Raw genomic sequence first — 25816 nt, forward strand, 5'->3', positions numbered from 1 at the left:
CTACGAACCAGGCGGTCGGAGGTTCGAATCCTCCCGGACGCGCCATTTTGCTCGCTTCTCTGCCTTATCGCATACCATCCTTCGTTTACTTCTATCGCTTCGATAGTTATCGTTGACCTCTTCATGTCTCTCTGCGTTTCTTTTATATCTCCCTTTACGTTTTGATTGCTTGTCTGTCACGTTCAGTGCGTCGTTTGGACAGTTGATACAAATAATCACGATAGGAAAAAGGTTTTTTCCAAAAGTGCGATAGTCTGAAAATTGGTATCGTTCCCCATTTTATTCGGTGCTCGCGTCAGTGGCCCTCGGCCCTGTATTGACGGTAATTGTATATAAACACTTAGTTTGTTTGGTTTGATCGCGAAGTGGCTAAAAATGCCCATTGGTGGGCGTTATGAGGTAACAAAAACGCAATCGCCAGATTGTCATTGATACGAATTGTTAGTATTTTGAACGCCGTTGATGAGTTTGCCACCAAAATAAATGGATAATAATGGGGGCAATCACTGCTTAGAAGTAAGCAATAGTGAGTGTGACAAGGAAGAAACCATGGATTTAGGCCCGCTTTTAGAACAGGCAACGATGCTGATGTTAACCGGCATGGTTGTGGTATTTGTATTTCTTTCGATATTAATTTTTTTGGTCCGCCAACTGGAACGTTTTGGTGACCCTATCCCCCCTGCCGCGGCGAAAGCAGCCGCTCAGCCCAAAGCCCAAGCAGCACCTGACGTATCGCAGCCTTCACCGGATGTGATTGCCGCGATCACTGTCGCTGTTCAGCAGTACCGCCAACGTCACCGTTGAGTGGCCAGGCACATATAAAAAAGGAGTTTGTTATGTCTACGCCGTTAGCTATTACCGATGTGGTATTGCGTGATGCCCATCAGTCGTTGTTTGCCACACGTCTGCGTTTGGACGATATGTTGCCGATTGCCGCCGAGCTGGATCAAATTGGTTTTTGGTCACTGGAAACCTGGGGTGGGGCGACCTTTGATGCTTGTATTCGCTACCTGGGTGAAGATCCTTGGGTGCGCTTGCGAGAGCTCAAAAAAGCGATGCCAAATACGCCGATGCAGATGCTGTTGCGTGGTCAGAACCTGTTGGGTTATCGCCACTACGCCGATGATGTGGTACACAAGTTTGTCGAGCGCGCACATGCAAATGGCATGGATGTGTTCCGGATCTTTGATGCGATGAACGATGTGCGCAACTTCCAAGCAGCGGTGGGCGCGGCGGTGGAAGTCGGTGCGCATGCGCAAGGCACCATCTCTTACACCACCAGTCCCGTGCACACCATGGACACCTGGACAGACTTGGCCAAACAGTTGGAAGATCTTGGCTGTCACTCGTTGTGCATTAAAGACATGTCTGGTTTGCTAAAGCCTTATGAAGCCCATGAGCTGGTGAGCCGTATCAAAGCGGCGTGTGATATCCCCCTATCCTTGCATTGTCACGCCACCACGGGATTATCGACGGCCACCGCCGTCAAAGCGGTTGAAGCGGGCCTAGATGTGCTCGATACCGCCATTTCTTCAATGAGCCAAACCTACGGGCATACGCCGACTGAAACCGTGGTCGCGATGCTCGAAGGCACTGAGCGTGAAACGAACCTCGATCTGAATAAGCTTGAGTCCATTGCCGCTTATTTCCGCACCGTGCGTAAAAAATACGCGCAATTTGAAGGGCAGCTTAAAGGCGTCGACTCACGTATTTTGATTGCACAAGTGCCCGGCGGCATGCTGACCAATATGGAGAGCCAGCTTAAAGAGCAGGGGGCGACCGACAAAATGGACGAAGTGTTGGAGGAAATTCCCCGGGTCCGTGAAGATTTAGGCTATATCCCCTTAGTCACCCCGACTTCGCAAATTGTCGGCTCTCAATCGGTGATTAACGTGCTGACCGGTGAGCGCTACAAGAGTATTACCAAAGAGACGGCTGCATTACTCAAAGGGGAGTATGGAAAAGCCCCCGCGCCGGTTAATGCAACACTCCAGGCTCGCGTGTTAGATGGCGAAGAGGCAATCACCTGTCGCCCTGCTGATAAGCTGGAGCCGGAAATGGACGCGCTGACTCAAGCACTGACCGACAAAGCCGCGGCCGAGAATGTCACTTTAGCGGATCAGACCATTGATGATGTGCTGACGTATGCCCTGTTCCCGCAGGTGGGGTGGAAATTCTTACAAAACCGAGGTAACCCTGAAGCGTTTGAACCAGTACCAACCGGGGAGCCAACACCTGCACCCGCCGTACCTGAGCAATCAGGCAGGGGTGACGTGGAAACCTACAGCGTGCGTGTTAACGGTCAGGTCTATCAGGTCGATGTAGGGCCAGATGGGGCGCTGGGTGATATTCAGCCAGTGAGTCAGGCGCCAGTATCGACGAGTGCGCCAGCCCCTCAAGCTGCGCCAAGCAACCTTGAGCCGGTGACGGCCCCTCTGGCAGGGAACATTTTTAAGGTGATGGTCACCCCAGGGGAGCATGTCCAGGAAGGCGATGTCCTGATCATCTTGGAAGCGATGAAGATGGAAACCGAGGTGCGAGCTGCCCATGCGGGCACCGTCCAAGACGTACAAGTGAAAGAAGGCGATGCTGTGACCGTCGGCATGCCGTTATTGCACTTAGGATAAGAGGGCAGCATGGAAGGATTAATGATCCTGTGGTCGGAAACTGGACTGGCAAACTTCCAGTGGCCACAGTTGGTAATGATTGCCGTGGGCTGTCTATTGCTCTTTTTGGCGATTCGACGTGGGTTTGAGCCACTGTTGCTCCTACCTATCGGTTTTGGCGCCATATTGGCGAATATACCCAATGCCGGTTTTAACGAGCCAGGCGGCCTGCTCTACTATGTCTACCATGTCGGGATTGATACTGGCGTATTCCCCCTGCTGATCTTTATGGGGGTGGGGGCGATGACCGATTTTGGCGCGCTGATCGCTAACCCGCGCACCTTGTTGCTCGGTGCCGCGGCACAGTTTGGTATTTTTGCTACCTTGTTTGGGGCCATTTTACTTAACTTGGTGCCAGGCATGGCGTTTAGCCTCCAAGATGCCGCTTCCATTGCCATCATTGGGGGCGCGGATGGGCCGACAGCTATCTTCCTCGCCAGTCGATTATCACCGGATTTGCTCGGCGCCATTGCCGTCGCAGCCTATAGCTATATGGCGTTGGTACCCATTATTCAGCCACCTATCATGAAGTTGTTTACCTCTGATAGCGAACGCAAGATTGAGATGAAGCAACTCCGTCATGTGTCGAAGACAGAGAAGGTCCTGTTTCCGCTGGCAGTGCTGATGATGACCATCTTGTTCTTGCCCTCGGCGACCCCGCTGGTTGGTATGTTCTGTCTTGGCAACTTGATGCGAGAGTGTGGCGTGGTGGACCGTTTATCGGGCACGGCGCAAAATGAGCTGATCAACATTGTCACCATTTTCCTTGGTCTGGCGGTAGGCTCCAAATTGGAAGCCGATAAGTTTCTTCAGTTTGAAACCTTAGGGATCTTGGTATTGGGCGCCGTCGCATTTAGCATCGGCACCGGAACTGGGGTATTAATGGCCAAAATCCTTAACCGCTTTAGCCGCGATCCTATCAACCCATTGATTGGGGCAGCCGGTGTATCAGCCGTTCCGATGGCGGCCCGAGTGGTTAACAAAGTAGGACTCGATGCCAACCCGCATAACTTCTTATTAATGCATGCGATGGGACCCAATGTGGCCGGTGTGTTGGGCTCTGCGGTCGCGGCCGGGATTTTGCTGGCTTTGGTCGGCTAGCCTTCAGTGATTTGATACCGAATCGATAAAAAGAAAATAGCGGTAGGCATTGAGTCTGCCGCTTTTTTTGTTAAGACTAGAGGTTTACGCTTTGCAATGGCTCTGTGCTTTATCTCGTCGTCAAGGCGAATACTATTAATAGATACGCCAGCATAAGCACAATGGCATGCGAAAGGAGTCAATATGTCGAATAATCTCTCACTTGCAATCACTGAATTTGGTGCACCAGAGGTACTTACCCCAGTCAACCGTTCGATTCCGTCGCCCTCTGAAGAGCAGGTGTTGATTCAAGTAAAAGCGGCTGGGGTTAACCCCATTGATGCAAAAACGCGAGCAGGGCTTGGTTGGGCTGCTGAGCATAATCGCGATCATTTGCCTTGGGTGCCTGGCTATGACGTTGCCGGGGTAGTGGTGGCGAATGGCACCAATGAAAGCAAGTTTGATGTGGGGGATCGTGTCGCTGGGATGATTGGTTTTCCCACCGAAGGCGGGGGATACAGCCAATATGTGGTCGCCGATGCTGGCTTGTTGTCAACCGTGCCGCCGAGTGTGCCTATGGTGGATGCCGCCGCAGTGCCATTGGCAGGGCTGACGGCTTGGCAAGCACTTGAGCATGGTAAACTGGCGCGTGACGAAAAAGTATTGATTTTAGCCGGCGCCGGCGGCGTCGGGCACCTTGCGGTACAGTTAGCCGTTCGTCTCGGGGCCCAGGTTTTTGCCACGGCTTCTGAAAACAATCATGCCTTTTTACGTCAACTGGATGCGACACCGATCGATTACCATCAACCGCATTGGGCTACCGCCAATGGTGAATTTGATCTGGTGATTGATTTGGTGGGAGGAGACACCGCCATTGATGCATTAGCAGGCCTGAAAACAGGTGGGCGTATTGTCACCGTCCCCACTAATACGCGCGATACCATTACCTCCGCGGCTGCCGAGCGAGGGCTGAAGGCGACAGGTATGTTGGTTGATCCAAATACTTGGCAGACTCAGCGCTTGCTCGACATGCTTGATCAGGGCGATCTGAAAATAGATATCGCGGCCGTCTACCCGCTTGAACAGGGCGCACAGGCGCACAAAGCGTTAGAAACAGGTCATACACGTGGTAAGCGTGTGTTGGAAATGCCCTCGGCTTAACCATTCACCCCGGGGGAGCGCTTTGTCGTAGGCGCTGAACCAATGATACTGCATGAGGTCGAATGGACGATTGGATGCTGCTGGCAACCTTATTTGCCACCAGCTTTTTAAGTGCGACCTTATTGCCTGGTGGCTCTGAAGCCAATCTGGTGTATTTATTAACCCAGCACTCATTCGTGGATGGGATCGCTGTGGCGATTGCCACGGTCGGCAATACGCTCGGTGGTATGACCAACTACGCCATTGGGCGTTGGCTGCCCGATTATCAACCGCGTCAATCATGGCACCGCCGAGCGCTCGCTGGGCTGCAACGCTATGGTTATGCTGCCTTGCTATTAAGTTGGGTTCCGATTATGGGTGATCCGCTTTGCGTGGTGGCCGGTTGGCTGCGCCTTCGCCAATCTTGGTGCTGGCTGATTATCTTTGTTGCAAAAGCATCGCGCTACCTAGTGATTGTGATTTCATTTCGTTGGGTAGCCGGTTAGGAATGATTCTATGCCACGTTTATTGCTCGCCACATTTTTCTTATTATCTGTCTTGTCAGGGTGCCAACTGACTGGCTCTTCACCCACTCAAACGCCTGAGGGCATTACGTGGATCAAAACTGTCTCGCCCCCAGCGGGCAGTGCCCAAGTTCCTTATCAACAATTTAAATTAGATAATGGACTGACGGTGCTGTTGCATGAGGATCACTCCGACCCTCTTGTCAACGTTGATGTGCGTTATCACGTGGGCTCTGCCCGCGAGGAGCCGGGGAAATCTGGCTTCGCACACTTTTTTGAGCATATGATGTTCGAAGGCTCAGAGCATGTGGACGATCACGGCAAGCGCATAAAAGAAGTAGGGGGCTATAACAATGGCTCAACCAACCGTGACACCACCCAGTATTACCAGACCGTGCCGGCTAACGAGCTTGAGCGTGTCCTTTGGCTTGAATCTGATCGCATGGGCTTTTTGCTCGATGCGGTCTCTCAACGCAAATTTGAAGTGCAGCGTGACACGGTGAAAAACGAACGCGCATTTCGGATAGACAATGTTCCTTATGGCCGTGTAAACGAGACGATTAATCAAGCACTCTACCCTGAGGGTCACCCATACTCATGGCCGGTGATTGGTTACGTTGAGGACCTTAACCGTGTCGATGTCGGCGATCTCAAGCAATTCTTTCTGCGCTGGTATGGGCCGAACAATGCCACCCTCACCATTGGTGGCGACATCGATATTCAGCAAACCCTTGCTTGGGTGAAAAAATACTTTGGTGATATTCCTCAAGGCCCATCAATACCAGAGGCGAAACCTCAGCCCGTCACGCTGGACGGCCCTCGCTTTGTGACATTGGAAGACAAGGTCTCGCAACCGGTATTGGTAATGACCTTTCCTACCAGTGTGCCTGAGACGGATACCACGACGCGCTTGGGCGTGCTAGCCAATGTGTTGGGGCAAGGGCGTGACAGTGTGCTTTATCAATCCCTCGTGCAAACGGGGCAGCTATTAAGTGCAGGCGCATCGCATCAGTGCGGTGAGCTGGCCTGTACGTTTGAGATCTACGGTGTCGGCCGCCAAGGCCAATCACTGGCTGAGATCCGTACCTTGTTAACGCAAACTCTGACGCAGTTTGAGGCGAAAGGAGTCAGTGACGAGGATATCGACCAAATCCAATCCATGGTGGAAGCCGATAATATCTTTGCGCTGCAAAGTGTCGACGGCAAGGTCTCACAGCTGGCCAGAGATTATACGCTCTACGGTGATGCAAACCGTATGAATCAGCGCCTTTCACGCCTTAATGCGGTGACCCCTGACAAGGTGATGGAAAGCTATCGGCAATGGATAAAAGGTCAGCCCGCAGTGAACACCAGTGTGGTCCCCGTTGGGCGGACGGATTTGGTGGCGGCGCCAGCGAATTTTATCTATCAACGTCCAGATTATGGTCAGGCACAGACGCAAAACCCGCACGACACGTTAGCGCGACGTGATACGCCAGAAGACTTCGATCGCACCCAGATCCCGGCTCCGAATGGGAGTGTCACGGTGAATGTGCCACGCATTTATCGGGCGGACTTAGACAATGGTATTCACCTGGCAGGCACAGTGAGCCGCGAGACACCCACGGTCACCTTGCAGCTTCGTTTACCCGCCGGCACCTTGATGGAGCCTAACGATCAGCGAGGCATCGCTCACTTAACGGCCACCATGGTGACCGAGGGCGCGGCAGGTATGTCAGCCGCCCAGCTGACTCGAGCGCTAGACAAGCTGGGCAGTCAAGTCAATGTCGACGCAGACAGTTACCAAACACAAATCACGGTAACATCACTGAAAAAGCATCTGGGTGAGACCCTGAAACTGGTCAATAAAACCTTGCGCTCGCCGACCTTTGCAGAAAAAGATTTTGATCGTGTTAAAACCCAGTTATTGGAGGGCATGGCCTCTCGCGCTGATGATGCCGGTTGGTTAGCTAGCCAAGCGACAAACCAGCTGTTATATCAAGATGCCACCTTCCGTGCCCCAGAGGGAGGTGTCGCGGAAGATATTGCAGCGATGACACTTGATGATGTGAAACACTTCTATCGCCAGCACTACGTATTGCAAGGCAGCCAATTGATTGTGGTGGGTGATCTTTCGCGTGAACATGCGATCAATCTCGCCAACCGGATCACGCCGTGGCAAGCGCAAATGCCACCGACGGCTCAGGTGGCGCGTGCCGTTCCGAAAGACTACGACCAGGCACAAATTTGGCTGGTGGATAAACCGCAAGCCCCCCAAACCAGTATTCGTATGGTGCGCCATGGTATGCCCTACGATGCCACCGGCCCGATGTTTAAAACCCGCTTAGCCAACTTTAATTTAGGGGGCAATTTTAATGCGCGCCTGAATCAAAACTTGCGTCAAGATAAAGGTTATACCTATGGTGCGCATAGCGGTGTTTATGGAGGCCGGCAGACAGGCACCATAGAAGTCAGTACCGATGTGCGCGCTGATGCGACACACGATGCGATTAAAGCGCTATGGCAAGAAATGGCGCATGCACAAGAAAATGGCTTTTCCGCACAAGAATTGGCTTACTTACGCCAATCGAGTGGTCAGCGTGATGCGCTGCGTTATGAAACGCCATGGGAAAAAGCAGGCTTGATCGCGCATATTGAGGCCTTTGATTTAGACGACAACTACCGTGAGGCACAAAAAGCCTTATTGCAATCAATCACATTGCAACAGCTGAATGCCCAAGCGACACGTTGGTTTGATCCTAACGACTATCAAATTATTGTGGTCGGGGATGCGTCTCGCCTTAGCGATAGCTTACGTCAACTTGGCTTGCCAGTGCGCAGGTTAGCGCTTGATTATCGATAAGCCTATTTGGATAAACTTACTCCGCTGCGTGATGGCTTTTGAGCAATAGCTTGTTTATATTGACCGCCACGCAGCTTAAAAAATAAGAGATACATTTTGACTGACTTTACCCAACGGTTAGCGCGTTTAGCGCAAAACCCAGATGCCTTAAAGGGGATTGGCCGCGGATTGGAGCGCGAGGCATTACGCATTACGCCAACAGGCCACTTAGCGCAGACGGCGCATCCAGAGACACTTGGATCGGCGCTGACACACCGTTGGATCACGACGGATTTTGCGGAATCGCTGTTGGAGTTTATTACGCCTGTTAACACCTCGGTGAAAGGGATGCTGGATGAGTTGCAGGACATCCATCGCTTTACCTATCAGCAAATGGGCGACGAACAATTGTGGCCCATGTCAATGCCATGCGTGGTGGCATCGGAAGACGATATCACCTTGGCGCAATACGGCAGCTCAAATATCGGCCGCATGAAGACCTTGTATCGCCAAGGGCTCAAGCATCGCTATGGCAGTGTCATGCAAGTGATCTCAGGAGTGCACTTTAACATCTCTTTGCCTGAGACATTTTGGCAGCATTTGTACCACTCAGACACGGTAAGCCAAGCGTCAGTCACCCAAGGGTACTTTGATCTTATTCGTAATTATTACCGCCATGGTTGGATGATCCCTTATCTATTTGGTGCGTCACCTGCTTTATGTGGCTCGTTTATCAAGCATGCGGAAAGCCAATTGCCCTTTGAGCATATGCCGTCAGGGACGTGTTACTTACCTTATGCAACGTCGCTGCGCTTGAGTGACTTGGGGTATACCAACAATGCGCAAGCGGAACTAAAAATTGGCTTTAACACCCTAGAGCAATATCTTGAAGGTTTAAGAAACGCGATTCGTACCCCCTCACACGCGTTTGCCAAGCTAGGTATTCGTGATGGCGAGACGTATCGTCAGCTCAACACCAATGTGCTGCAAATTGAAAACGAGCTATATGCCCCCATACGCCCTAAGCGGAATGCCGAAAGCGGTGAAAAGCCGACCGAAGCGCTTGAGCGAGGCGGTGTCGAGTACATCGAGGTCCGCTCTTTGGATGTGAACCCATACAGCGCGGTGGGGATTGAAGAGGATCAGATTCATTTCCTTGATCTGTTCGTCGCCTGGTGTGCCTTGTCCCCCTCTGAGCCGATGACTGATCCTGAACTCAATTGCTGGCGTGACAATTGGAACAAAATTGTACTCGAAGGCCGCAAACCAGGGTTAACCCTGACCACAGGATGCGAAGGCGAGACCCTCACGCAAGCAGAGTGGGGATTACAAGTAATGGGTGAGCTTAAGCAGTTGGCGAAAGTGATGGATCAAGCCGTTGGGGATCATCGTTATGAGACCGTCTGTGACAAGATGATCACCTGCTTTGATAACCCAGAGCTCACACTATCTGGCCGTGTTCTCGCTGACGTGATAGCGCAAGGTGGAATTGGCGGCCTAGGGCTAAGCCTTGCGCGTGACCACAAAGCGGCGCTAGCGGAGGTGCCTTACAATATCCACAGTGATGCCGACTTTTTACAAGAAGCCAAACAAAGCGTTGCGCGTCAAAAAGCGGTAGAAGACAGTGATACACAAAGCTTTGAAGCGTTTTTGAATGCTTACTTTAAAGATGTGCCCATGGCTGAAAGCTGGTAATTGGACGGACGACGATGAGCAGGAAGCGCTTTTCCCGTCATATTGGTGCACTTTTCACCGTGGTGATGGTATCAGGATGTGCCACACCACCGCCGGATAATCCCAACAACCTCTGTGCGATCTTCGACCAACACCCCGACTGGTTTGAAGCGGCGGTGGATATGGAAGAGGAATGGGGGACGCCCATCCAAGTGGCTATGGCGTTCGTAAAGCAAGAGAGTGCATTTGTGCATGATGCTTTGCCCCCGCGTGATTATGTGTTAGGCATCTTGCCGTGGGGGCGAGTGAGTAGTGCTTATGGCTATGCGCAGGCGCAAGACCCGGCTTGGTCTGATTATCAAAAAGCCACAGATAATGGCGGCGCCCGTACTGACTTTGCCGACGCGTTACAGTTTATTGGCTGGTATACCGATGCAACCTACCGCCAACTCGGGGTGTCAAAGTGGGATGTGTATCGCCAATATTTGGCTTACCATGAAGGTAGAGGTGGATTTCAGCGCGGCTCGTTTGAGGGGAAACCTGGGTTAAAACGCGTGGCGCGCAAAGTCGAACAACAAGCAAAGGACTACGGTTGGCAGCTAAAAGGTTGCCGACAACGACTCGAGGATAATCTGAGCTGGTGGCTATTTTAAGGGTCGCCGCGAGGAACAAAGGAGGTAAGATGCCACTATTAGATAGTTTTACGGTTGACCATACGCGCATGCATGCACCGGCTGTGCGCATTGCAAAAACGATGCAGACCCCCAGCGGTGATACGATTACCGTCTTTGACCTTCGTTTTTGTCGTCCTAACGAAGAGCACTTGACGGAAAAAGGGATCCACACGCTCGAGCACCTGTTTGCTGGGTTTATGCGTAACCACCTCAACAGCGACAAGGTGGAGATCATTGATATCTCGCCGATGGGGTGTCGTACAGGCTTCTACATGAGCCTGATTGGTGAGCCCCAAGAGCCTGAGGTGGCGAAAGCATGGGAATTGGCGATGGAAGATGTGCTGGTTGTTCCGTCGCAAGACAAGATCCCTGAGCTTAACGAGTATCAATGCGGGACGTATGAGATGCACTCACTTAACGAGGCGAAAGATATCGCGCGTGCCATCATCGATGCCGGGGTGACCGTGAACAAAAACGATGATCTTTCCCTACCTGAGTCCATGTTACAAACGTTGCGTGTCGACTAGCGCGTCTCTGTTTTTGAACGCTAACGGCAGCCCCTATTGGGCTGCCGTTTTTGTTGGTATTGATGGTTTTTCCCTTTTTGTCTTGATTGCTAGATAAATGCTTGGGAAGTGTAGGCGTTGTTGCATCTTTTTTGCCTCATCAAGCACGCTTCTCGCTTTTCTCGCTGCGTCGGTGCACGGGTTTCGCTAAGCTGGCACTGATTCGGAAACAAAAGGGCTGTGGGATAAAAGTGAGTTTACGCACTAGACATCTAAATGACGCGATCCGTTTTTGCCGTTGGTTAACTGGGCTCACCTTGCTGATGGTGATGCCGAATGCCCACGGATCACTCAATGGTTTTTGGTCTTATGATGAGTATCTTGCCCTGCACCCGGAGCAAAAAAGGCTAACCACCGAATTGGATGCGCTCGTACAGCGTGATCCCGTGCCTTTTTTAGGTGCCATGGAGCCGATAAAAATCTCAGTGGTGGTGCCAGGCGAGCAAATATCCGATTACTGGCAACGTAATGTACGTGCCTTCGAGCGGCGGCTGAATGCGCTCAATATCCCATATGAGCTTCAGGAAGTGACGACGCGCCCCAATACTGATATTCGTGAGCAAAGTGCCTCGTTGTATGCGGCGTTACGTGATGGTGCCGATTATCTCATTTTTACCTTGAACAGTGTGCGCCACCGTAAATTTATTAACCATGTGTTATCCCAGAACCAAACCAAGCTTATTTTGCAAAATATCACCACGCCCGTAAAAGCGTGGCAAGACAATCAGCCGTTCTTATATGTGGGGTTTGATCACCAACGTGGTAGCCGTGCATTGGCAAGCTATTACCAAGAGCGATATCCTGAAGGCGTGAACTATTCGGTGCTTTATTTTTCGCAAGGTTATGTCAGTGATGCACGGGGAGATACCTTTATTGAGGCCATGAGCTCGCACGGTGATAGCAGCTTGCTGTCTGCTTATTACACCAAGGGTGATCAAGAATCGGGTTACCAAGCGGCGAAAGCGATGCTAAATAATAATCCACAGCTCGACTTTATTTATGCGTGTGCAACCGATGTCGCGTTTGGTGCCATCCAGGCCTTAGATGAATTGGGTCGTGATACGGTTGGCCTCAACGGCTGGGGCGGTGGCTCGGCAGAACTCGACGCGATTGCCGCCGGTCAACTCGATGTGACTGTGATGAGAATGAATGATGACACAGGTGTCGCCATGGCCGAGGCGATCAAGCGTGATATTGAGCATCAACCTGTGCCTGTGGTCTATTCTGGGCGGTTTGAAGTGGTTACTCGCTACGATGATCCTGAGCGAATAAAAGCGCTCAAAAAACAAGCATTTAGATACTCGGACTAAAAAATGGCCATATCGGGATCGCCGAAGCTGTCACTGTCTCAATTACTGACCCGTTTGATCGTGGTCTTCTTCCTCTTTGTGACGGCCGGGGTGTATATACAGAGTTATCAGCTGACGTTGGCGGGGATTAATCAAGAAATCACCCGTACCCTGACGCAGACGTCTCGTCTGCTGCAAAATGTGTTTGATAGTCGCTTGACCTCGTTGCAAATTCATCAAAATACCAATGCCGCGAGTATGACACTGCAATCAATGGTGGCGAATGAAGACAGTGCTGCCTTAGATGATTACTTTATCGAGCAAGAACAGCAAGACGTGGCCAATACCCCCGATTTTCGCTTTATCGCCAAAGACGACCGTGTGCTGTGGCATGACGGTAGCAGCCTCTTTCATGGTATTGATCGTGAGCAGTTAGAGCAGCTACGCCTCCAGTTAAGGGGGATTAATCGGTGGGCGTTAACCACCATCACCACAGAGATGGAGCAGAGCTACCTGTTAATGCGACGCACACCGATTGTGTTTCAATCTAGCGGCAAGCTGGGGGGCTACTTATATGTGGTGGTGATGCTTAATGGCAACTTCTCGTTTGTCAAAAGTTTGCAGCGCGCCAGTGGTACGCAAGCGGTGTGGTTGTCTGCCGATAACGTCACTCTCGCCTCGACGCTGAGCAGCAACGATGATATTGGCCGCGATCTCACGCTTCCCGCGCCAGGCGAGAGTCAAGCATTTCGCCACTATTTAGTCAGCCAAGCCAAGTTACGCATTGCCGGTGAGCCTTCAAAAATTACGCTGCTGTCGGCACAGCAAAATGACAATGTGGTGGCATTGCAGCGGCAAATGGGGATTAACCTGCTGCTGACCACGATGGTGATTATCGTGGCAGCGATCTGGGTTAATCGATTTGTGCAAACGCGCATCGCAGATTCACTGGAAAAGTTGATGCGTTATACCCAAGGCGCGCGCTCTCGACAGCGCACCTTGCCCTTTGCAGGATCGGATATTGAAGAGTTTAACCATATCGGTAAAACCTTGGAGTCCACGTTTGATGCCTTGTATGAAAAAGAGCGCTCCCTCCAAGACCTGTTTGATTATGCCTTGTCACCCATCATCGTTTGGGACACCCACTTTGACATTACACGGATTAACCCCGCGGCCAAACTAAAGCTTAACTATGACGAGCAAATCCATGCCTCGAGTTGGCTCTACGACCAGTTTATGTATGCGATTACCCCGCACCTACAACGCGCATTAAACGGGACGATTTTAAAAGGGGTGAACATAGAGATTGATCGTCGAGTGTATCGTTGGAATCTGGCGCCGTTAATGGTCGACAACCAAGTGAAAGCGGTGATTGGGCAGGGGCAAGAAATCACTTCTTTGATTGAGGCGGAACAACAAAGCCAACGCGCTAAAGAGGCGGCAGAAGCCTCTGCCCGTGCCAAGTCTGAGTTCTTGGCTAAGATGAGTCATGAAATTCGAACGCCGCTTAATGGTATCTTAGGGATTACCCAAATATTGAGTGATAAGGCAAAAGAAAAAGAGCAAAAAGATCTTTTAGGGAGTCTCTATCAAAGTGGTGAGCACTTACTAACTGTGCTAAATGATGTGCTTGACCTTTCCAAAATTGAACAAGGAAAGATGACCATCGAGCACGACGACTTTTATCTGCAAGATATGGTTCGTACCGTTGAGAATATCTATACCCCGATTTGTGAGAGTAAACAGATTGCATTGACCATTGATGCCCCCGTCGCGGGTGACACCATGGTGTACTCTGATCAATCACGTCTGACTCAAATCCTATTCAACTTGATGAGTAATGCGGTGAAGTTTACCCATGTCGGCAAGGTGGGGATGACCATCAAATTAGTCGAGTCGGGTGAGCAAACAAGCTTACATATAGAGATCACTGACACGGGCGTGGGTATGAATCAACAAGCGCTAGCATCCTTGTTTGACCCTTTTGTACAAGCCGACTCCAGCGTCACGCGGACATACGGAGGCAGTGGCTTGGGCTTATCTATCGTGAAAAGCTTACTCGACTTGCTGGGGGGGGAGATTGATGTGACCAGTGAGCCGGAAAAAGGGAGTCGCTTTATGGTCACTGTGCCTGTGACCGTGACACACGCTAAACCTGCACAAGCCGTCGAGGCTGATCCCTTTGATCCGGCGTCTTTGGGCATTGAGCGGGTGTTGCTGGTCGAGGACAATAAAATCAATGCCATGGTGGCTCAAGCGTTTTGCAACAAATACCAGATTGATGTTGATTGGGTGAAAGATGGGGAGCAGGCTCTCGAACGTCTCCAACAAGCGCCCTATGATCTGGTATTAATGGATAACCATATGCCGAATCTTGGCGGCATTGATGCGACCAAAGCGATTCGTCATACGTTAGGGCTCCGCGTCCCCATCTATGCGTGCACGGCAGATGCGTACGGTCATGTTCATGAGGCCTTTTATCAAGCGGGTGCCGATTATGTGATTGTGAAACCCATCAAAGAGGCTAGCTTTATTGAAGCATTACGGCATTACACCTCTACGGAAAACAGCTCTTCATGATGGCAGTGGTAACGGGCGATTAGGTGATGACCTAAAAAGAGGCAAGCACAAAAAAGGTGGGGAAGGCCCCACTTTTTTGTGCGTTCATCTCATGGCTTTTTCAGGGTGCTAGTGCCGTGATATAGCTGATGCGAAGGTGCTCAACTAGCTGTTTACACTCGCTTGTGGTTGCTTGGCCGGTAATACCTTAACTTGCTTAATCATATTGTCTGCAACGTCAACAATTTCAATATGATGGCCATCAATCTCTACACTTAAGCGGTTGTTAGGAATATCTTCTAGGTGCTCGAGGATAAGGCCATTGAGGGTACGCGGCCCATCGGTTGGTAGGGCCCAATTAAGGCTCTTATTCAAGTCGCGAATATTGGCGCTGCCCTCAATCAGATAGCCACCGTCGGTCAGTGGCGTAATTTCTTCTGCCAAGCTCGGTGACAATGAGGTGGTAAATTCACCGACGATCTCTTCAAGGATATCTTCCAAGGTCACCAAACCGATCATGTCGCCATACTCGTCAACGACCAAACCAATACGTTGCTTGTTGCGTTGGAATTTCAACATCTGCACGTTCAGTGGTGTGCCTTCCGGAATAAAGTACACTTCGTCGGCGGCGCGCAGCAGTGTTTCTTTATTAAACTCGTTTTTCTCAACCATTAAGCGGTACGCTTTGCGCACGCGCAGCATGCCAACCACTTCGTCGATGGTGTCGCGATAGAGTACCATCCGTCCATGCGGAGCATGCGTGAATTGGCGCATGATCGACTTCCAGTCATCATTGATATTAATCCCGGTGATTTCATTACGCGGTACCATAATGTCATCCACGGTCACTTCTTCTAACTCAAGAATCGACAATAGCATATGCTGGTGGCGGCGCGGGATCAGACTCCCGGCCTCATTAACAATAGTGCGCAGTTCTTCGGTACTTAAGCTGTCTTTGCCATCAGCCTTGGCGCCTAACCCCAGCATCCGTAAAAAGCCATTGGTTATGAAGTTCACGAAACTGACCAACGGATAGAACACTTTCATCAGAATGGTCAGCACAAAGCTGCTGATAAAAGAGACCCGTTCCGGGTAGAGGGCGGCGAGCGTTTTAGGGGTCACCTCCGCGAAGACCAAAATCACCATGGTTAGTACCCCGGTGGCGATTGCAATACCGGCATCACCGTACAGGCGCAAACCTAAAACGGTGGCGATCGACGAGGCCAGGATATTGACCAAGTTATTGCCGATCAGGATTAGACCAATCAATCGGTCTGGCCGAGTGAGCAGTTTTTCGACCCGCTTAGCGCCGCTATGGCCTGATTTAGAAAGGTGGCGTAACCGGTAGCGGTTAATGGCCATCATGCCTGTCTCAGACCCGGAAAAATAACCGGAAATGACGATAAGCAATACCAAAAGGGAAATTAAAATTCCCGTCGATATGTCGTCCAACGAACTGTTCCTTACGTTTGTTTGAAGATCAGAGCCTACGCTCGAGTGTACACTACTGCCACGCGCCTATGGGGCTGTTTGCCCTTTGCCATATGCGCGCACTGTCTTACCCCGCGATCAGGATCTCACGGACAAAACGGCTGCCAAAATAGGCTAAAGTGAGTAGAAAGGCGCCCACAATACTAAACCAGACCACCCGGCGTCCACGCCAGCCTGATTGATAATGTCCCCAAAGGAGCACGCCATACACGACCCAAGCGGCCATTGAAAGGAAGGCTTTGTGCGCTTTCCCTTGCGCGAACATATCATCGACAAAAATAAACCCAGTCACTAAAGTGAAGGTTAATAAAACCTGCCCCACCAAAATGATGTTGAAAAGCTGTCGCTCCACCATCATTAAAGGAGGAACATTGTGATTAATGACCTGGCGTTTTTTGTGTTTGAGTTGATAATCCAACCACGCCAGTTGCAGCGCATAGAGCGTGGCGATCATCAAGGTTGAATAGGCGAACAGCGCTAAAGAAATGTGCAACAGCACTTCTGGGTGCGATTCGAGATGGGTAATAAAGGCACCGGGCAGCAGGGTCGCACTCGCCAGGTTTAGCCCAGCGAAGGCGTAAACCACCGGCAGCAAGAACCACAGCCGCAATCGAAAAATTAGCCCTGTGGTCATCATCGCAATGATAAAACTCACCAAGGAGGCGACGTTGAGCATGCTAAGATTCTGTCCTGAACCGGATAAAATCAGGTCTTTTAACAAATAAGCATGCAGCGCCAGCGCAGCCACGGCGGTGAAAAAGACCGGCTTCGCACTAATTTGATTGTTGCTGGACAAGCCGGGGATGATCTGCAAAATGGCGGCCAGATAAAGCATTGATGCGAATAAGGCTGTCAGAATTTCCATCGTCACCGATCAGTCAGTTAATCAATAAGAATGAAGGTGTGAGTATACCTTGCCTCAATCTTCGTCGCTATCGATACATGCAAGCGATGGGGGGATTGCGGTATAATCTCAGTAATTTCGCGACAGCGATTGCACCCAGATGAAAAATCATGGGCCAATAGGACGAGTGGGCGAGTAACGCATGTTTGAAAACTTATCAGAACGTTTATCCCGGACGCTCAAAAATGTGAGCGGCCGAGGTCGGTTAACGGAAGACAATATCAAAGAGACCCTACGCGAAGTGCGTATGGCGCTGCTGGAAGCCGATGTCGCGCTCCCTGTGGTCCGTGATTTTGTCAAACGCGTCAAAGAACGCGCCGTTGGCATTGAAGTGTCTAAAAGCCTGACCCCTGGTCAGGAATTTATTAAAATTGTCCAAGCCGAGCTCGAAGCGGTGATGGGCGATGCCAATGAAAAATTAGATCTTGCGGCACAGCCGCCTGCAGTGATTTTGATGGCAGGCTTGCAAGGGGCGGGTAAAACCACCAGTGTGGGCAAGCTGGGTAAGATGCTTACCGAGCAGGAAAAAAAGAAAGTCTTGGTGGTGTCAGCGGACGTTTATCGCCCTGCGGCGATTAAACAGCTGGAAACCTTGGCGGGTGAAGTCGGGGTGGATTTCTTCCCATCGAGCGCCGACCAAAACCCTGTTGATATTGCCAAAGCGGCGGTTGATCACGGCAAGTTGAAGTTCTACGACGTGGTGATTGTTGATACCGCGGGCCGCTTGCACGTTGATGACGCCATGATGGGCGAGATCAAAGACGTTCATAGTTCGGTCAACCCAGTTGAGACCTTGTTCGTGGTTGACGCCATGACAGGTCAAGACGCCGCGAACACAGCCAAAGCGTTTAACGACGCTTTAGCACTGACCGGTGTCGTGTTGACCAAAGTCGATGGTGATGCCCGTGGCGGTGCGGCGCTATCGGTGCGCCATATTACCGGTAAGCCAATCAAATTTTTGGGTGTGGGTGAAAAAACCGACGCCCTGGAGCCTTTCCATCCTGACCGGGTGGCATCCCGTATCTTGGGGATGGGCGATGTCCTGTCGCTGATCGAAGATCTCGAGCGTAATGTCGATCAAGACAAAGCCGAGAAAATGGCCAAGAAGTTTAAGCAGAAAAAAGGCTTCGATTTGGCCGATTTTCGCGACCAGCTTGAGCAGATGAAGGGCATGGGTGGCATGATGGGCATGATGGATAAGCTGCCTGGGATGTCGAATGTGCCCGACAACGTGAAAGATAACGTTGATGACAAAATGTTCTTGCAAATGGAAGCGATCATCAACTCAATGACACCGCGTGAGCGCCAGCGTCCAGAAATCATCAAAGGGTCGCGTAAAAAGCGGATTGCTGCAGGTTCAGGTACGCAAGTGCAGGACGTGAACCGTTTGCTTAAGCAGTTTACCCAAATGCAGAAAATGATGAAGAAGATGCAAAAAGGCGGCATGCGCAACATGATGCGCCAAATGAAAGGCATGATGCCTCCGGGTGGTGGTCCAGGTGGGCCTGGCGGATTCATGGGCTAATCAGATAGCGGACTTGCCTGTCAGCCCAGTGCTGGCAGGCAGATCAACTCGCTGTGAGGCTTGGGACAACTGGTGGAAATTTGACTAAACCAGTTGCATTCACAGCAATAAAGAGTAAAATTCCCGAGCTTTATTTTGGCACGAGGCCCCGCATTGCTGACGCGAAACGGGGCCAATTTTATTAAGTAATGCAAATGAGGACGATATGGTAACCATTCGTTTGGCACGTCATGGCGCGAAAAAACGCCCATTTTATCAAATCGTTGTAGCTGACAGCCGCCAGGCGCGCGACGGTCGCTTCATCGAGAAAATCGGTTTCTTTAACCCTGTTGCTCAAGGCCAGGAAGAGAAGCTACGCCTTGACCTGGATCGTGTGAACCACTGGGTTGGCGAAGGCGCAACGGTTTCTGACCGTGTGGCTAAGCTAGTCAAAGACGCCGCGAAAGCAGCGTAAGTCTCCAGTGTCAGGGTTAAAAGAAGAAATGAGTGAGCAAGATACTATCGTGGTTGGCAAGCTAGGCGCGTCATACGGTATTCGTGGCTGGCTCAAGATTTTTTCTTACACTGAAGAAGCTGAGAGCATTTTTGCCTACTCACCTTGGTATATCCAGGTGCGTGGCGAGTGGCAACGTTTTGAGTTAGAAGACTGGAAACGCCACAACAAGGGGTATGTTGCCAAGCTCAAAGGGCTGGATCAGCGCGAAGATGCGCAGATGCTGACCAATGCTGAGATTGCAGTCGGGACTGAGTCGCTGCCTGCTTTGTCAGATCAAGAGTTTTATTGGCGTGAGCTGTTTGGCATGGACGTGGTGAATGCAAAAGGCTACCACCTCGGTACGGTGACTGACATGCTCGAAACCGGCTCGAACGACGTACTTGTCGTCAAAGCCAACCTCAAAGATGCTTTTGGCAAAAAGGAACGCTTAATTCCGTTCCTTGAAGAGCAGGTTATCAAGTCAATTGATCGCACTGCTCAACGGATCGAAGTTGACTGGGATCCTGGTTTTTAAACTCCAACAGTAAGCGAGCGGAAATATGTGGGTTGGCATTATTAGCCTGTTTCCTGAAATGTTCCGAGCGGTCACTGATTTTGGAGTCACGGGCCAAGCGGTAAAAAAAGGGCTGTTAAACGTCGAAACGTGGAATCCGCGTGATTTCACTCAAGACAAGCACCGCACGGTTGATGATCGACCTTACGGCGGTGGCCCCGGTATGTTGATGATGGTTGAGCCGTTGCGCGATGCTATTCACGCTGCCAAATATGCCGCAGGCGATAAAGCGAAAGTGGTTTACCTCTCTCCGCAAGGGCGCAAGCTCGACCAAGCGGGGGTTGAATCACTGGCGAGCAATGACAAACTTATTTTGATTTGCGGCCGGTATGAAGGGGTAGATGAGCGCATTATTCAAACCCATGTAGACGAAGAATGGTCAGTGGGAGATTTTGTGCTCAGTGGGGGCGAGCTGCCCGCAATGACGCTGGTGGACGCGGTTGCTCGGTTTGTACCGGGTGTACTCGGCGACATGGCGTCAGCAGAGGAAGACTCCTTTGCTAACGGGTTGTTAGACTGTCCACACTACACACGTCCAGAAGTGTTAGACGGGTTGGGGGTACCAGAGGTGCTAAAATCCGGCAATCACAAGGACATTCGTCGCTGGCGATTAAAGCAATCGCTAGGTCGCACTTGGCTACGACGACCAGAGCTCCTGGAAAACCTAGCTCTGACTGACGAACAGGAATCACTACTTGCCGAGTTCATAAAAGAACACCGTGCAAGTGCCGAATCAAATTGAGTTTCAGTTTATTCTAGGGTTATAAACAATGAGTAACATCATCAAGCAGCTCGAAGAAGAGCAAATGAAAAAAGACCTGCCTGAGTTTCAAGCAGGTGACACTGTCCTGGTACAGCTTAAAGTAAAAGAAGGTAACCGTGAGCGTCTGCAGCCATATGAAGGTGTGGTTATCGCTAAGCGCAACCGTGGTCTACACACTGCATTTACCGTACGTAAAGTATCAAGCGGTGAAGGTGTAGAGCGTACTTTCCAAATCCATTCGCCAGTTATCGACAGCATTACTGTTAAACGTCGCGGTGCAGTACGTCGTGCCAAACTGTACTACCTGCGTGAGCGTTCTGGTAAGTCAGCTCGAATCAAAGAGCGTCTTAACAAGAAGTAATCGCCCTCGGCGTTTATTGCTCAAAAAGCCCGTCCACTTGGACGGGCTTTTTTAATGTCCTCAACCGCTCAACCGCTCAACCGTGCTTACAACCGTTTACTCGGCCATGCGACCACTCACTGACAAAGCAGATGAATGTGGCGGCTATGTCGGCAAAATGGCATCTGTACCCTACTAAAAGGCTGGCAGCTTAGCCGCTAACGACATGGAGAACAGTGATGTCCTGGTTTTTATTATGCGTGGTGACCTTGATTGTGGGCTACTTCACTTACGGCACCTTTATTACCAAAATTTTTGGGCCTAAGCCGCAAAAAGCGACACCGGCCATGAGCATGAGCGACGGCGTGGATTATGTGCCGCTGTCGGACAAAAAAATTTACCTGATTCAGCTTTTAAATATTGCTGGATTAGGCCCCATCTTCGGCCCGATTCTCGGTGCCTTGTACGGTCCTGTGGCCATGTTATGGATTGTATTTGGCTGCATTTTTGCGGGGGCCGTGCATGACTACTTCTCGGGCATGTTGAGTGTTCGCGCCAATGGGGCCTCCGTGCCTTCTGTAGTCGGTGAGCATCTGGGTAACTTCGCTAAACATTTTATGAACTTCTTTGCAGTGTTGCTCTTGATGTTGGTCGGCGTGGTATTTGTGCTCGGTCCCGCCAAGTTGTTGGGTAGCCTGTCAGAAATGAGCGTGGCGATGTGGGTGGGGATTATCTTTGCCTATTATGTGCTGGCGACAGTGGTACCCATTGATAAAATCATCGGCCGTTTTTATCCCGTGTTTGGTGCCTTGCTTGTCTTTATGTCGGTCGGCTTGATTATCGGCTTGGCTGTGAGCGATCACAGCTTCTACAGCCAAGGGCTAGACTTTGCGACTAACTTCCACCCAACCGACCTACCACTGTGGCCATTGCTGTTTATTACTATCGCTTGTGGAGCAGTATCCGGCTTCCACGCCACTCAGTCGCCATTGATGGCGCGCTGCATGCAAAACGAGAAGTCAGGGCGTTTTATCTTTTATGGCGCGATGATCGGTGAAGGTGTGATTGCGCTTATCTGGTGCAGCCTGGGCTTGAGCTTCTATGAATCCAGTGAGGCGCTTAATCAAACGCTGGCCAACGGTGGTCCGGCTGCGGTGGTGCATGAGGTTTCCACCTCACTACTTGGCACCGTCGGAGGCATTATGGCGGTCTTGGGGGTGATTGTGCTGCCGATTACCTCAGGTGACACCGCTTTCCGCTCTGCGCGTCTGATTATCGCCGACTTTCTGAAAATTCAGCAAAAACCGATGGTGAAGCGCTTGATGATTGCGGTCCCCATGTTTGTGGTCGGTTTTTTGATCACCAAAGCGGAGTTTGGCGTGATTTGGCGTTACTTCGGCTGGGCGAACCAAACTACCGCGATGATCATGCTATGGGCCGCGGCAGCTTATCTGATTAAACGTGATAAGTTGCACTGGGTATGCACCATTCCGGCAATGTTTATGACTGCCGTGACCGTTACGTACTTGGCCAATGCTGAAATCGGGTTTAGCCTGCCGATGAATATCGCCACCATCATCGGTGTGGGGGCAACAATCGCTGCCACGATTGCTTTCTTTGTGGGGTATAAGCCTAATCCACAACTGATCGCGGATGAGAAGTGATTGCCACGCCATCAGGGTCTGCCGCCTTGGCTAGCGTCGATTGATTGTTATCTAAATGATTGGTCTTACGGCAATATCTGCGCAAATACGCTAAGATCTAAGCCTCAGCTTTTGCTGGGGCTTTTTTACGTAGGGTGAGGGGTAAGCATGATAAAAACATTTTTTTCATTATGGGTTGTCGCATTGTTGGTCGGATGCGCTGCATCGACCACCCAAGGCTTGGTCGATGAGCAGAACTGGTATGGACTTGGCGAGCAAGATGGACAGCGGGGGCTGCCTCAGCGCTCACTGAAAGATTTGCAGACTCTCGCCAGTCAAGCCGGTGAGCCCATGAACGCCAATTATCTCGATTATGAACAAGGCTATATTCAGGGTATAGATGCCTACTGCGATCCTACCCATGCTTACCAATTAGGGTTGGATGGCAACCCCTATATGGGTGTGTGTGAAAGTCGTCCTGGCTCTCAGCGCTTTAGAATGGAATGGCAGCGCGGCTATAACGACTTTCAAAACCAAGCCAATGGGCTTTTTTACTAGCGCCCGGTAAGCGCGGGGGTTACTGGCATAGCCCGAGCTTATCTTTTAATGATTTGAGATAACGGCGGCTGACAGGCACCACATACGCAGATTGAGTGATCACTTCGGCAAGGCCATTGTCGAGCAGCTGGATTTCGCGGATAGCAGCAGGGTGTACCAAGTATTGCCGATGGCAGCGTATCAGTGGTGTTTTGTCTTCCAAAACCTTGAGTGATAGGTGCGTGGTAGACTCGCCTTTTGCGGTGAGCAGTGCGACGCCACTTAAGGCAGTACGCGCCACCTCGACCTCCTGGTGCGGGATCAGAGTAATCCGGTTATGTCCGGCGCAAGGGAGTAAATCCAACGTGGGCGTGATCGCTTGGTAGTCGTGTTTCTGGCTCAGCTCGCGTGTGAGCTTTTCCAGTGATTTTTTCAACCTCTCAGTCTCAACGGGTTTGAGCAAATAGTCGAACGCATTCTCCTCGAACGCTTGCACCGCATATTCATCATAGGCAGTGACAAAGACCACTTTAGGCATGGTGTCGGGGTCGAGCATCGCGAGAAGTTCTAATCCGGTCACGCGTGGCATCTGAATATCTAAAAACACCACATCGGGGCGGCTTTGGTTGATGGTTTTTAGTGCGTCGATAGCATTGTTGCACTGTCCAACCACCTCAACGCCGCCAAGCGCGAGTAGCTCATCTTCCAAGGCTTCTCGAGCGTGTAGCTCATCATCAACAATCAGTGCCTTTATCATGCCTGTCTCTCCTTGTTGGGCGTTTGATTAGTTAAGGGGAGGGTAACGGTTGCCCGCGTCCACACATCGGGCTGACAGGTCATTTTTAGCGCATATTGGCCACCAAACAGACCGCGTACGCGTTTATCGACGATCCGCATCCCGAGCCCTGAGTGCTGTGCCGCTGGTTGATAAAGCCCAGCATTGTCTTCCACTTGTAAATACAGACATTCGCCTTCTTGCCAGCCACGGATCACAATTTTACCGTCTGCCATCAATTGGCTGATCCCATGTTTCACCGAGTTCTCAACCAAAGGTTGTAAGGTAAAACTTGGGATCACCGCGTGCAAGATAGCCGGATCAATCTGCTTCTCTACACTCATACGATCGGCAAAGCGGGCATGTTCGAGTTCTAAATACGCGTCAAGATGATTCAACTCTTGCTCAAGCGACACCGTCTCACGATTTTGCTTGAGGTTACTGCGAAAGAAGGTGGATAAGTGCTGGATTAACTGGCGAGCACGTTCCGGCTCACGTTTGATCACTGCACTAATGGTATTTAAGGCATTGAACAAAAAGTGCGGATTCACTTGGGCGCGTAATAAGTTTAACTCAGCTTGGGTGAGCAAGCTTTGTTGACGCTGATAACGGCCCGTCAAAATCTGGTTAGAGAGTAATCGTGCGATCCCCTCACCCATGGTGACATTGATTGCTGAGAAGAGCTTACGTTTCGGCTCATAGAGTTTCACCGTGCCCAGCACGTAACCATCGCCCCCGCGTAGCGGGATCACCAAGACGGAGCCGAGCTTACAATAAGGCGACAATGAACAGCAGTAGGGCGTGTCGGCACCATCAATATAAATTAATTGATCATCGGCAATCGCGCGACGGGTGTAATCTGAGGCAATGGGTGTTCCTGGCAGGTGATGATCATCGCCAATACCAGTAAAGGCGAGGATTTTTTCTCGATCGGTAATTGCGACGGCGCCGACACCGGTCTCTTGCTGAATAATAGCGGCGACCTGTTCACTGCTTTGCTGATTAAAGCCGCTACTTAAAATACCGACCGAACGTTCAGCAATTTTTAGCGCCTTACTGGAAAACGCCGCTGAATAGCGCTCGAACAGGGTTTTTCGGTCGACAATAATGCTCATAAACATCGCGGCGCCGACTGAGTTAGCGATCACCATGGGCGCCGCAATCGCACTAACCAGCTCATACGCGCGGCTAAAGGGCTCAGCCACCGCGAGAATGATGGCCATTTGCACCAGCTCGGCGACAAAGGTCACCCCCAACACCACGGTAGGAGAAAACAAACGGCTGGTTTGGTTGCGGGACACTAAGTAGCGGTGCATTAAGCCACCAATCAAACCTTCGGCAGTGGTAGAAATGGCGCAAGCGAGATCGGTAAAACCGCCTAAGCTATATCGATGCAAGCCACCGGTTAGCCCTACCAAAAAACCCACGACCGGCCCGCCCAGTAATCCCCCCATCACCGCGCCAATTGCGCGAGTATTGGCAATCGCATCTTGGATACTTAAACCAAAGTAGGTGCCGAGAATACAAAAGCCTGAGAAGAGGAAATAACAAACGACTTTATGCGACAGCCGCCCTGAGATACTCAGTAGTGGCATAAACGCCGGCGTTTTACTCAGCAAATAGGCGATCACTAGATAAACGCTCATTTGCTGCAAGAGGGAAAGAACCAGGGCCATAACCACCCACACAAAAATGACGGATAGGTTATAGTAACGATTGACGGTTTAAGACTCTATCTTAAATTCGAGTGTAAACTTAAATTTACTAAGTAAATTAAATGATACACTAACTATTGC

22 protein-coding genes are annotated in these 25816 nt (G+C 50.9%); 18 read left to right on the forward strand and 4 right to left on the reverse strand.

The genetic code is table 11. From position 1 onward, the window contains the following. The first annotated feature begins 549 nt into the window (after nucleotides 1-549). The 11 genes from C7A19_RS06115 to C7A19_RS06165 all read left to right on the forward strand — a co-directional run bounded on the left by C7A19_RS06115 (nucleotide 550) and on the right by C7A19_RS06165 (nucleotide 15014). Nucleotides 550-804 carry an OadG family transporter subunit gene (locus C7A19_RS06115; RefSeq protein WP_069363473.1) on the forward strand — a complete coding sequence of 85 codons (255 nt, stop codon included), beginning with the start codon at nucleotides 550-552 and terminating at the stop codon, nucleotides 802-804. A 32-nt stretch (nucleotides 805-836) separates the two neighbouring features. Beyond that, nucleotides 837-2627: a sodium-extruding oxaloacetate decarboxylase subunit alpha gene (gene oadA / locus C7A19_RS06120; protein WP_077484410.1), complete on the forward strand. Its 1791-nt coding sequence runs from the start codon at nucleotides 837-839 to the stop codon at nucleotides 2625-2627. 9 nt (nucleotides 2628-2636) lie between these two features. Next, complete coding sequence (locus tag C7A19_RS06125; RefSeq protein WP_069363475.1) at nucleotides 2637-3767, forward strand: sodium ion-translocating decarboxylase subunit beta; 1131 nt, start codon at nucleotides 2637-2639, stop codon at nucleotides 3765-3767. 183 nt (nucleotides 3768-3950) lie between these two features. Continuing rightward, entirely contained in the window at nucleotides 3951-4907 is a 957-nt protein-coding gene (locus C7A19_RS06130; protein WP_116644447.1) for an NADP-dependent oxidoreductase, read from the forward strand. Nucleotides 4908-4969: 62 nt separating this feature from the next. Continuing rightward, nucleotides 4970-5392 (forward strand): YqaA family protein, encoded by a 423-nt coding sequence (locus C7A19_RS06135; protein ID WP_116644448.1) that lies wholly within the window; start codon nucleotides 4970-4972, stop codon nucleotides 5390-5392. 10 nt (nucleotides 5393-5402) lie between these two features. After that, nucleotides 5403-8252 carry a pitrilysin family protein gene (locus C7A19_RS06140; protein ID WP_116644449.1) on the forward strand — a complete coding sequence of 950 codons (2850 nt, stop codon included), beginning with the start codon at nucleotides 5403-5405 and terminating at the stop codon, nucleotides 8250-8252. Nucleotides 8253-8348: 96 nt separating this feature from the next. Further along, complete coding sequence (gene gshA, locus C7A19_RS06145; protein ID WP_116644450.1) at nucleotides 8349-9926, forward strand: glutamate--cysteine ligase; 1578 nt, start codon at nucleotides 8349-8351, stop codon at nucleotides 9924-9926. Between the two features lie 14 nt (nucleotides 9927-9940). Continuing rightward, nucleotides 9941-10558, forward strand: a complete 618-nt coding sequence (locus C7A19_RS06150) for a hypothetical protein (protein WP_116644451.1) — start codon at nucleotides 9941-9943, stop codon at nucleotides 10556-10558. 29 nt (nucleotides 10559-10587) lie between these two features. Further along, on the forward strand, nucleotides 10588-11106 hold the full coding sequence (gene luxS / locus C7A19_RS06155; RefSeq protein WP_116644452.1) for an S-ribosylhomocysteine lyase: 519 nt from the start codon (nucleotides 10588-10590) through the stop codon (nucleotides 11104-11106). A gap of 302 nt (nucleotides 11107-11408) precedes the next feature. Then, entirely contained in the window at nucleotides 11409-12455 is a 1047-nt protein-coding gene (locus C7A19_RS06160; RefSeq protein WP_116644475.1) for a substrate-binding domain-containing protein, read from the forward strand. 3 nt (nucleotides 12456-12458) lie between these two features. Further along, on the forward strand, nucleotides 12459-15014 hold the full coding sequence (locus C7A19_RS06165; protein ID WP_116644453.1) for a LuxQ periplasmic sensor domain-containing protein: 2556 nt from the start codon (nucleotides 12459-12461) through the stop codon (nucleotides 15012-15014). A 144-nt stretch (nucleotides 15015-15158) separates the two neighbouring features. Here the strand turns inward: C7A19_RS06165 and C7A19_RS06170 are convergent, their stop codons facing one another. Beyond that, a complete protein-coding gene (locus C7A19_RS06170; protein ID WP_077484424.1) occupies nucleotides 15159-16445 on the reverse strand; it encodes a CNNM domain-containing protein in 1287 nt (428 codons plus the stop codon). A 106-nt stretch (nucleotides 16446-16551) separates the two neighbouring features. Next, the gene (locus C7A19_RS06175; protein WP_077484426.1) at nucleotides 16552-17349 is read right to left on the reverse strand and encodes an inner membrane protein YpjD; all 798 of its coding nucleotides are present in this window, start codon (nucleotides 17347-17349) and stop codon (nucleotides 16552-16554) included. Between the two features lie 181 nt (nucleotides 17350-17530). Here C7A19_RS06175 and ffh point away from each other — a divergent pair, with 181 nt between their 5' ends. From ffh to C7A19_RS06210, 7 genes are all read left to right on the forward strand, one after another. Continuing rightward, on the forward strand, nucleotides 17531-18913 hold the full coding sequence (gene ffh / locus C7A19_RS06180; RefSeq protein ID WP_077484428.1) for a signal recognition particle protein: 1383 nt from the start codon (nucleotides 17531-17533) through the stop codon (nucleotides 18911-18913). 205 nt (nucleotides 18914-19118) lie between these two features. Next, the gene (gene rpsP, locus C7A19_RS06185; RefSeq protein WP_069363486.1) at nucleotides 19119-19367 is read left to right on the forward strand and encodes a 30S ribosomal protein S16; all 249 of its coding nucleotides are present in this window, start codon (nucleotides 19119-19121) and stop codon (nucleotides 19365-19367) included. Nucleotides 19368-19395: 28 nt separating this feature from the next. Then, nucleotides 19396-19923: a ribosome maturation factor RimM gene (gene rimM / locus C7A19_RS06190; RefSeq protein ID WP_069363487.1), complete on the forward strand. Its 528-nt coding sequence runs from the start codon at nucleotides 19396-19398 to the stop codon at nucleotides 19921-19923. A 25-nt stretch (nucleotides 19924-19948) separates the two neighbouring features. Then, nucleotides 19949-20704, forward strand: coding sequence for a tRNA (guanosine(37)-N1)-methyltransferase TrmD (trmD, locus tag C7A19_RS06195; RefSeq protein WP_077484430.1), 756 nt, complete (start codon nucleotides 19949-19951; stop codon nucleotides 20702-20704). A gap of 28 nt (nucleotides 20705-20732) precedes the next feature. Further along, a complete protein-coding gene (gene rplS, locus C7A19_RS06200; RefSeq protein WP_046074125.1) occupies nucleotides 20733-21086 on the forward strand; it encodes a 50S ribosomal protein L19 in 354 nt (117 codons plus the stop codon). Nucleotides 21087-21304: 218 nt separating this feature from the next. Continuing rightward, nucleotides 21305-22729, forward strand: coding sequence for a carbon starvation protein A (locus C7A19_RS06205; RefSeq protein ID WP_116644454.1), 1425 nt, complete (start codon nucleotides 21305-21307; stop codon nucleotides 22727-22729). Nucleotides 22730-22876: 147 nt separating this feature from the next. Then, on the forward strand, nucleotides 22877-23266 hold the full coding sequence (locus C7A19_RS06210) for a DUF2799 domain-containing protein (protein WP_116644455.1): 390 nt from the start codon (nucleotides 22877-22879) through the stop codon (nucleotides 23264-23266). Nucleotides 23267-23285: 19 nt separating this feature from the next. Here the strand turns inward: C7A19_RS06210 and btsR are convergent, their stop codons facing one another. Both btsR and C7A19_RS06220 read right to left on the reverse strand, forming a co-directional pair. Continuing rightward, the gene (gene btsR, locus C7A19_RS06215) at nucleotides 23286-24002 is read right to left on the reverse strand and encodes a two-component system response regulator BtsR (RefSeq protein ID WP_116644456.1); all 717 of its coding nucleotides are present in this window, start codon (nucleotides 24000-24002) and stop codon (nucleotides 23286-23288) included. After that, nucleotides 23999-25696, reverse strand: a complete 1698-nt coding sequence (locus C7A19_RS06220) for a sensor histidine kinase (RefSeq protein ID WP_116644457.1) — start codon at nucleotides 25694-25696, stop codon at nucleotides 23999-24001. Before C7A19_RS06220 ends, btsR begins: the two co-directional genes overlap by 4 nt. Nucleotides 25697-25816 lie beyond the last annotated feature (120 nt).

The sequence above is a fragment of the Salinivibrio sp. HTSP genome (genome assembly GCF_003390965.1).
Lineage (GTDB): Bacteria > Pseudomonadota > Gammaproteobacteria > Enterobacterales > Vibrionaceae > Salinivibrio > Salinivibrio kushneri.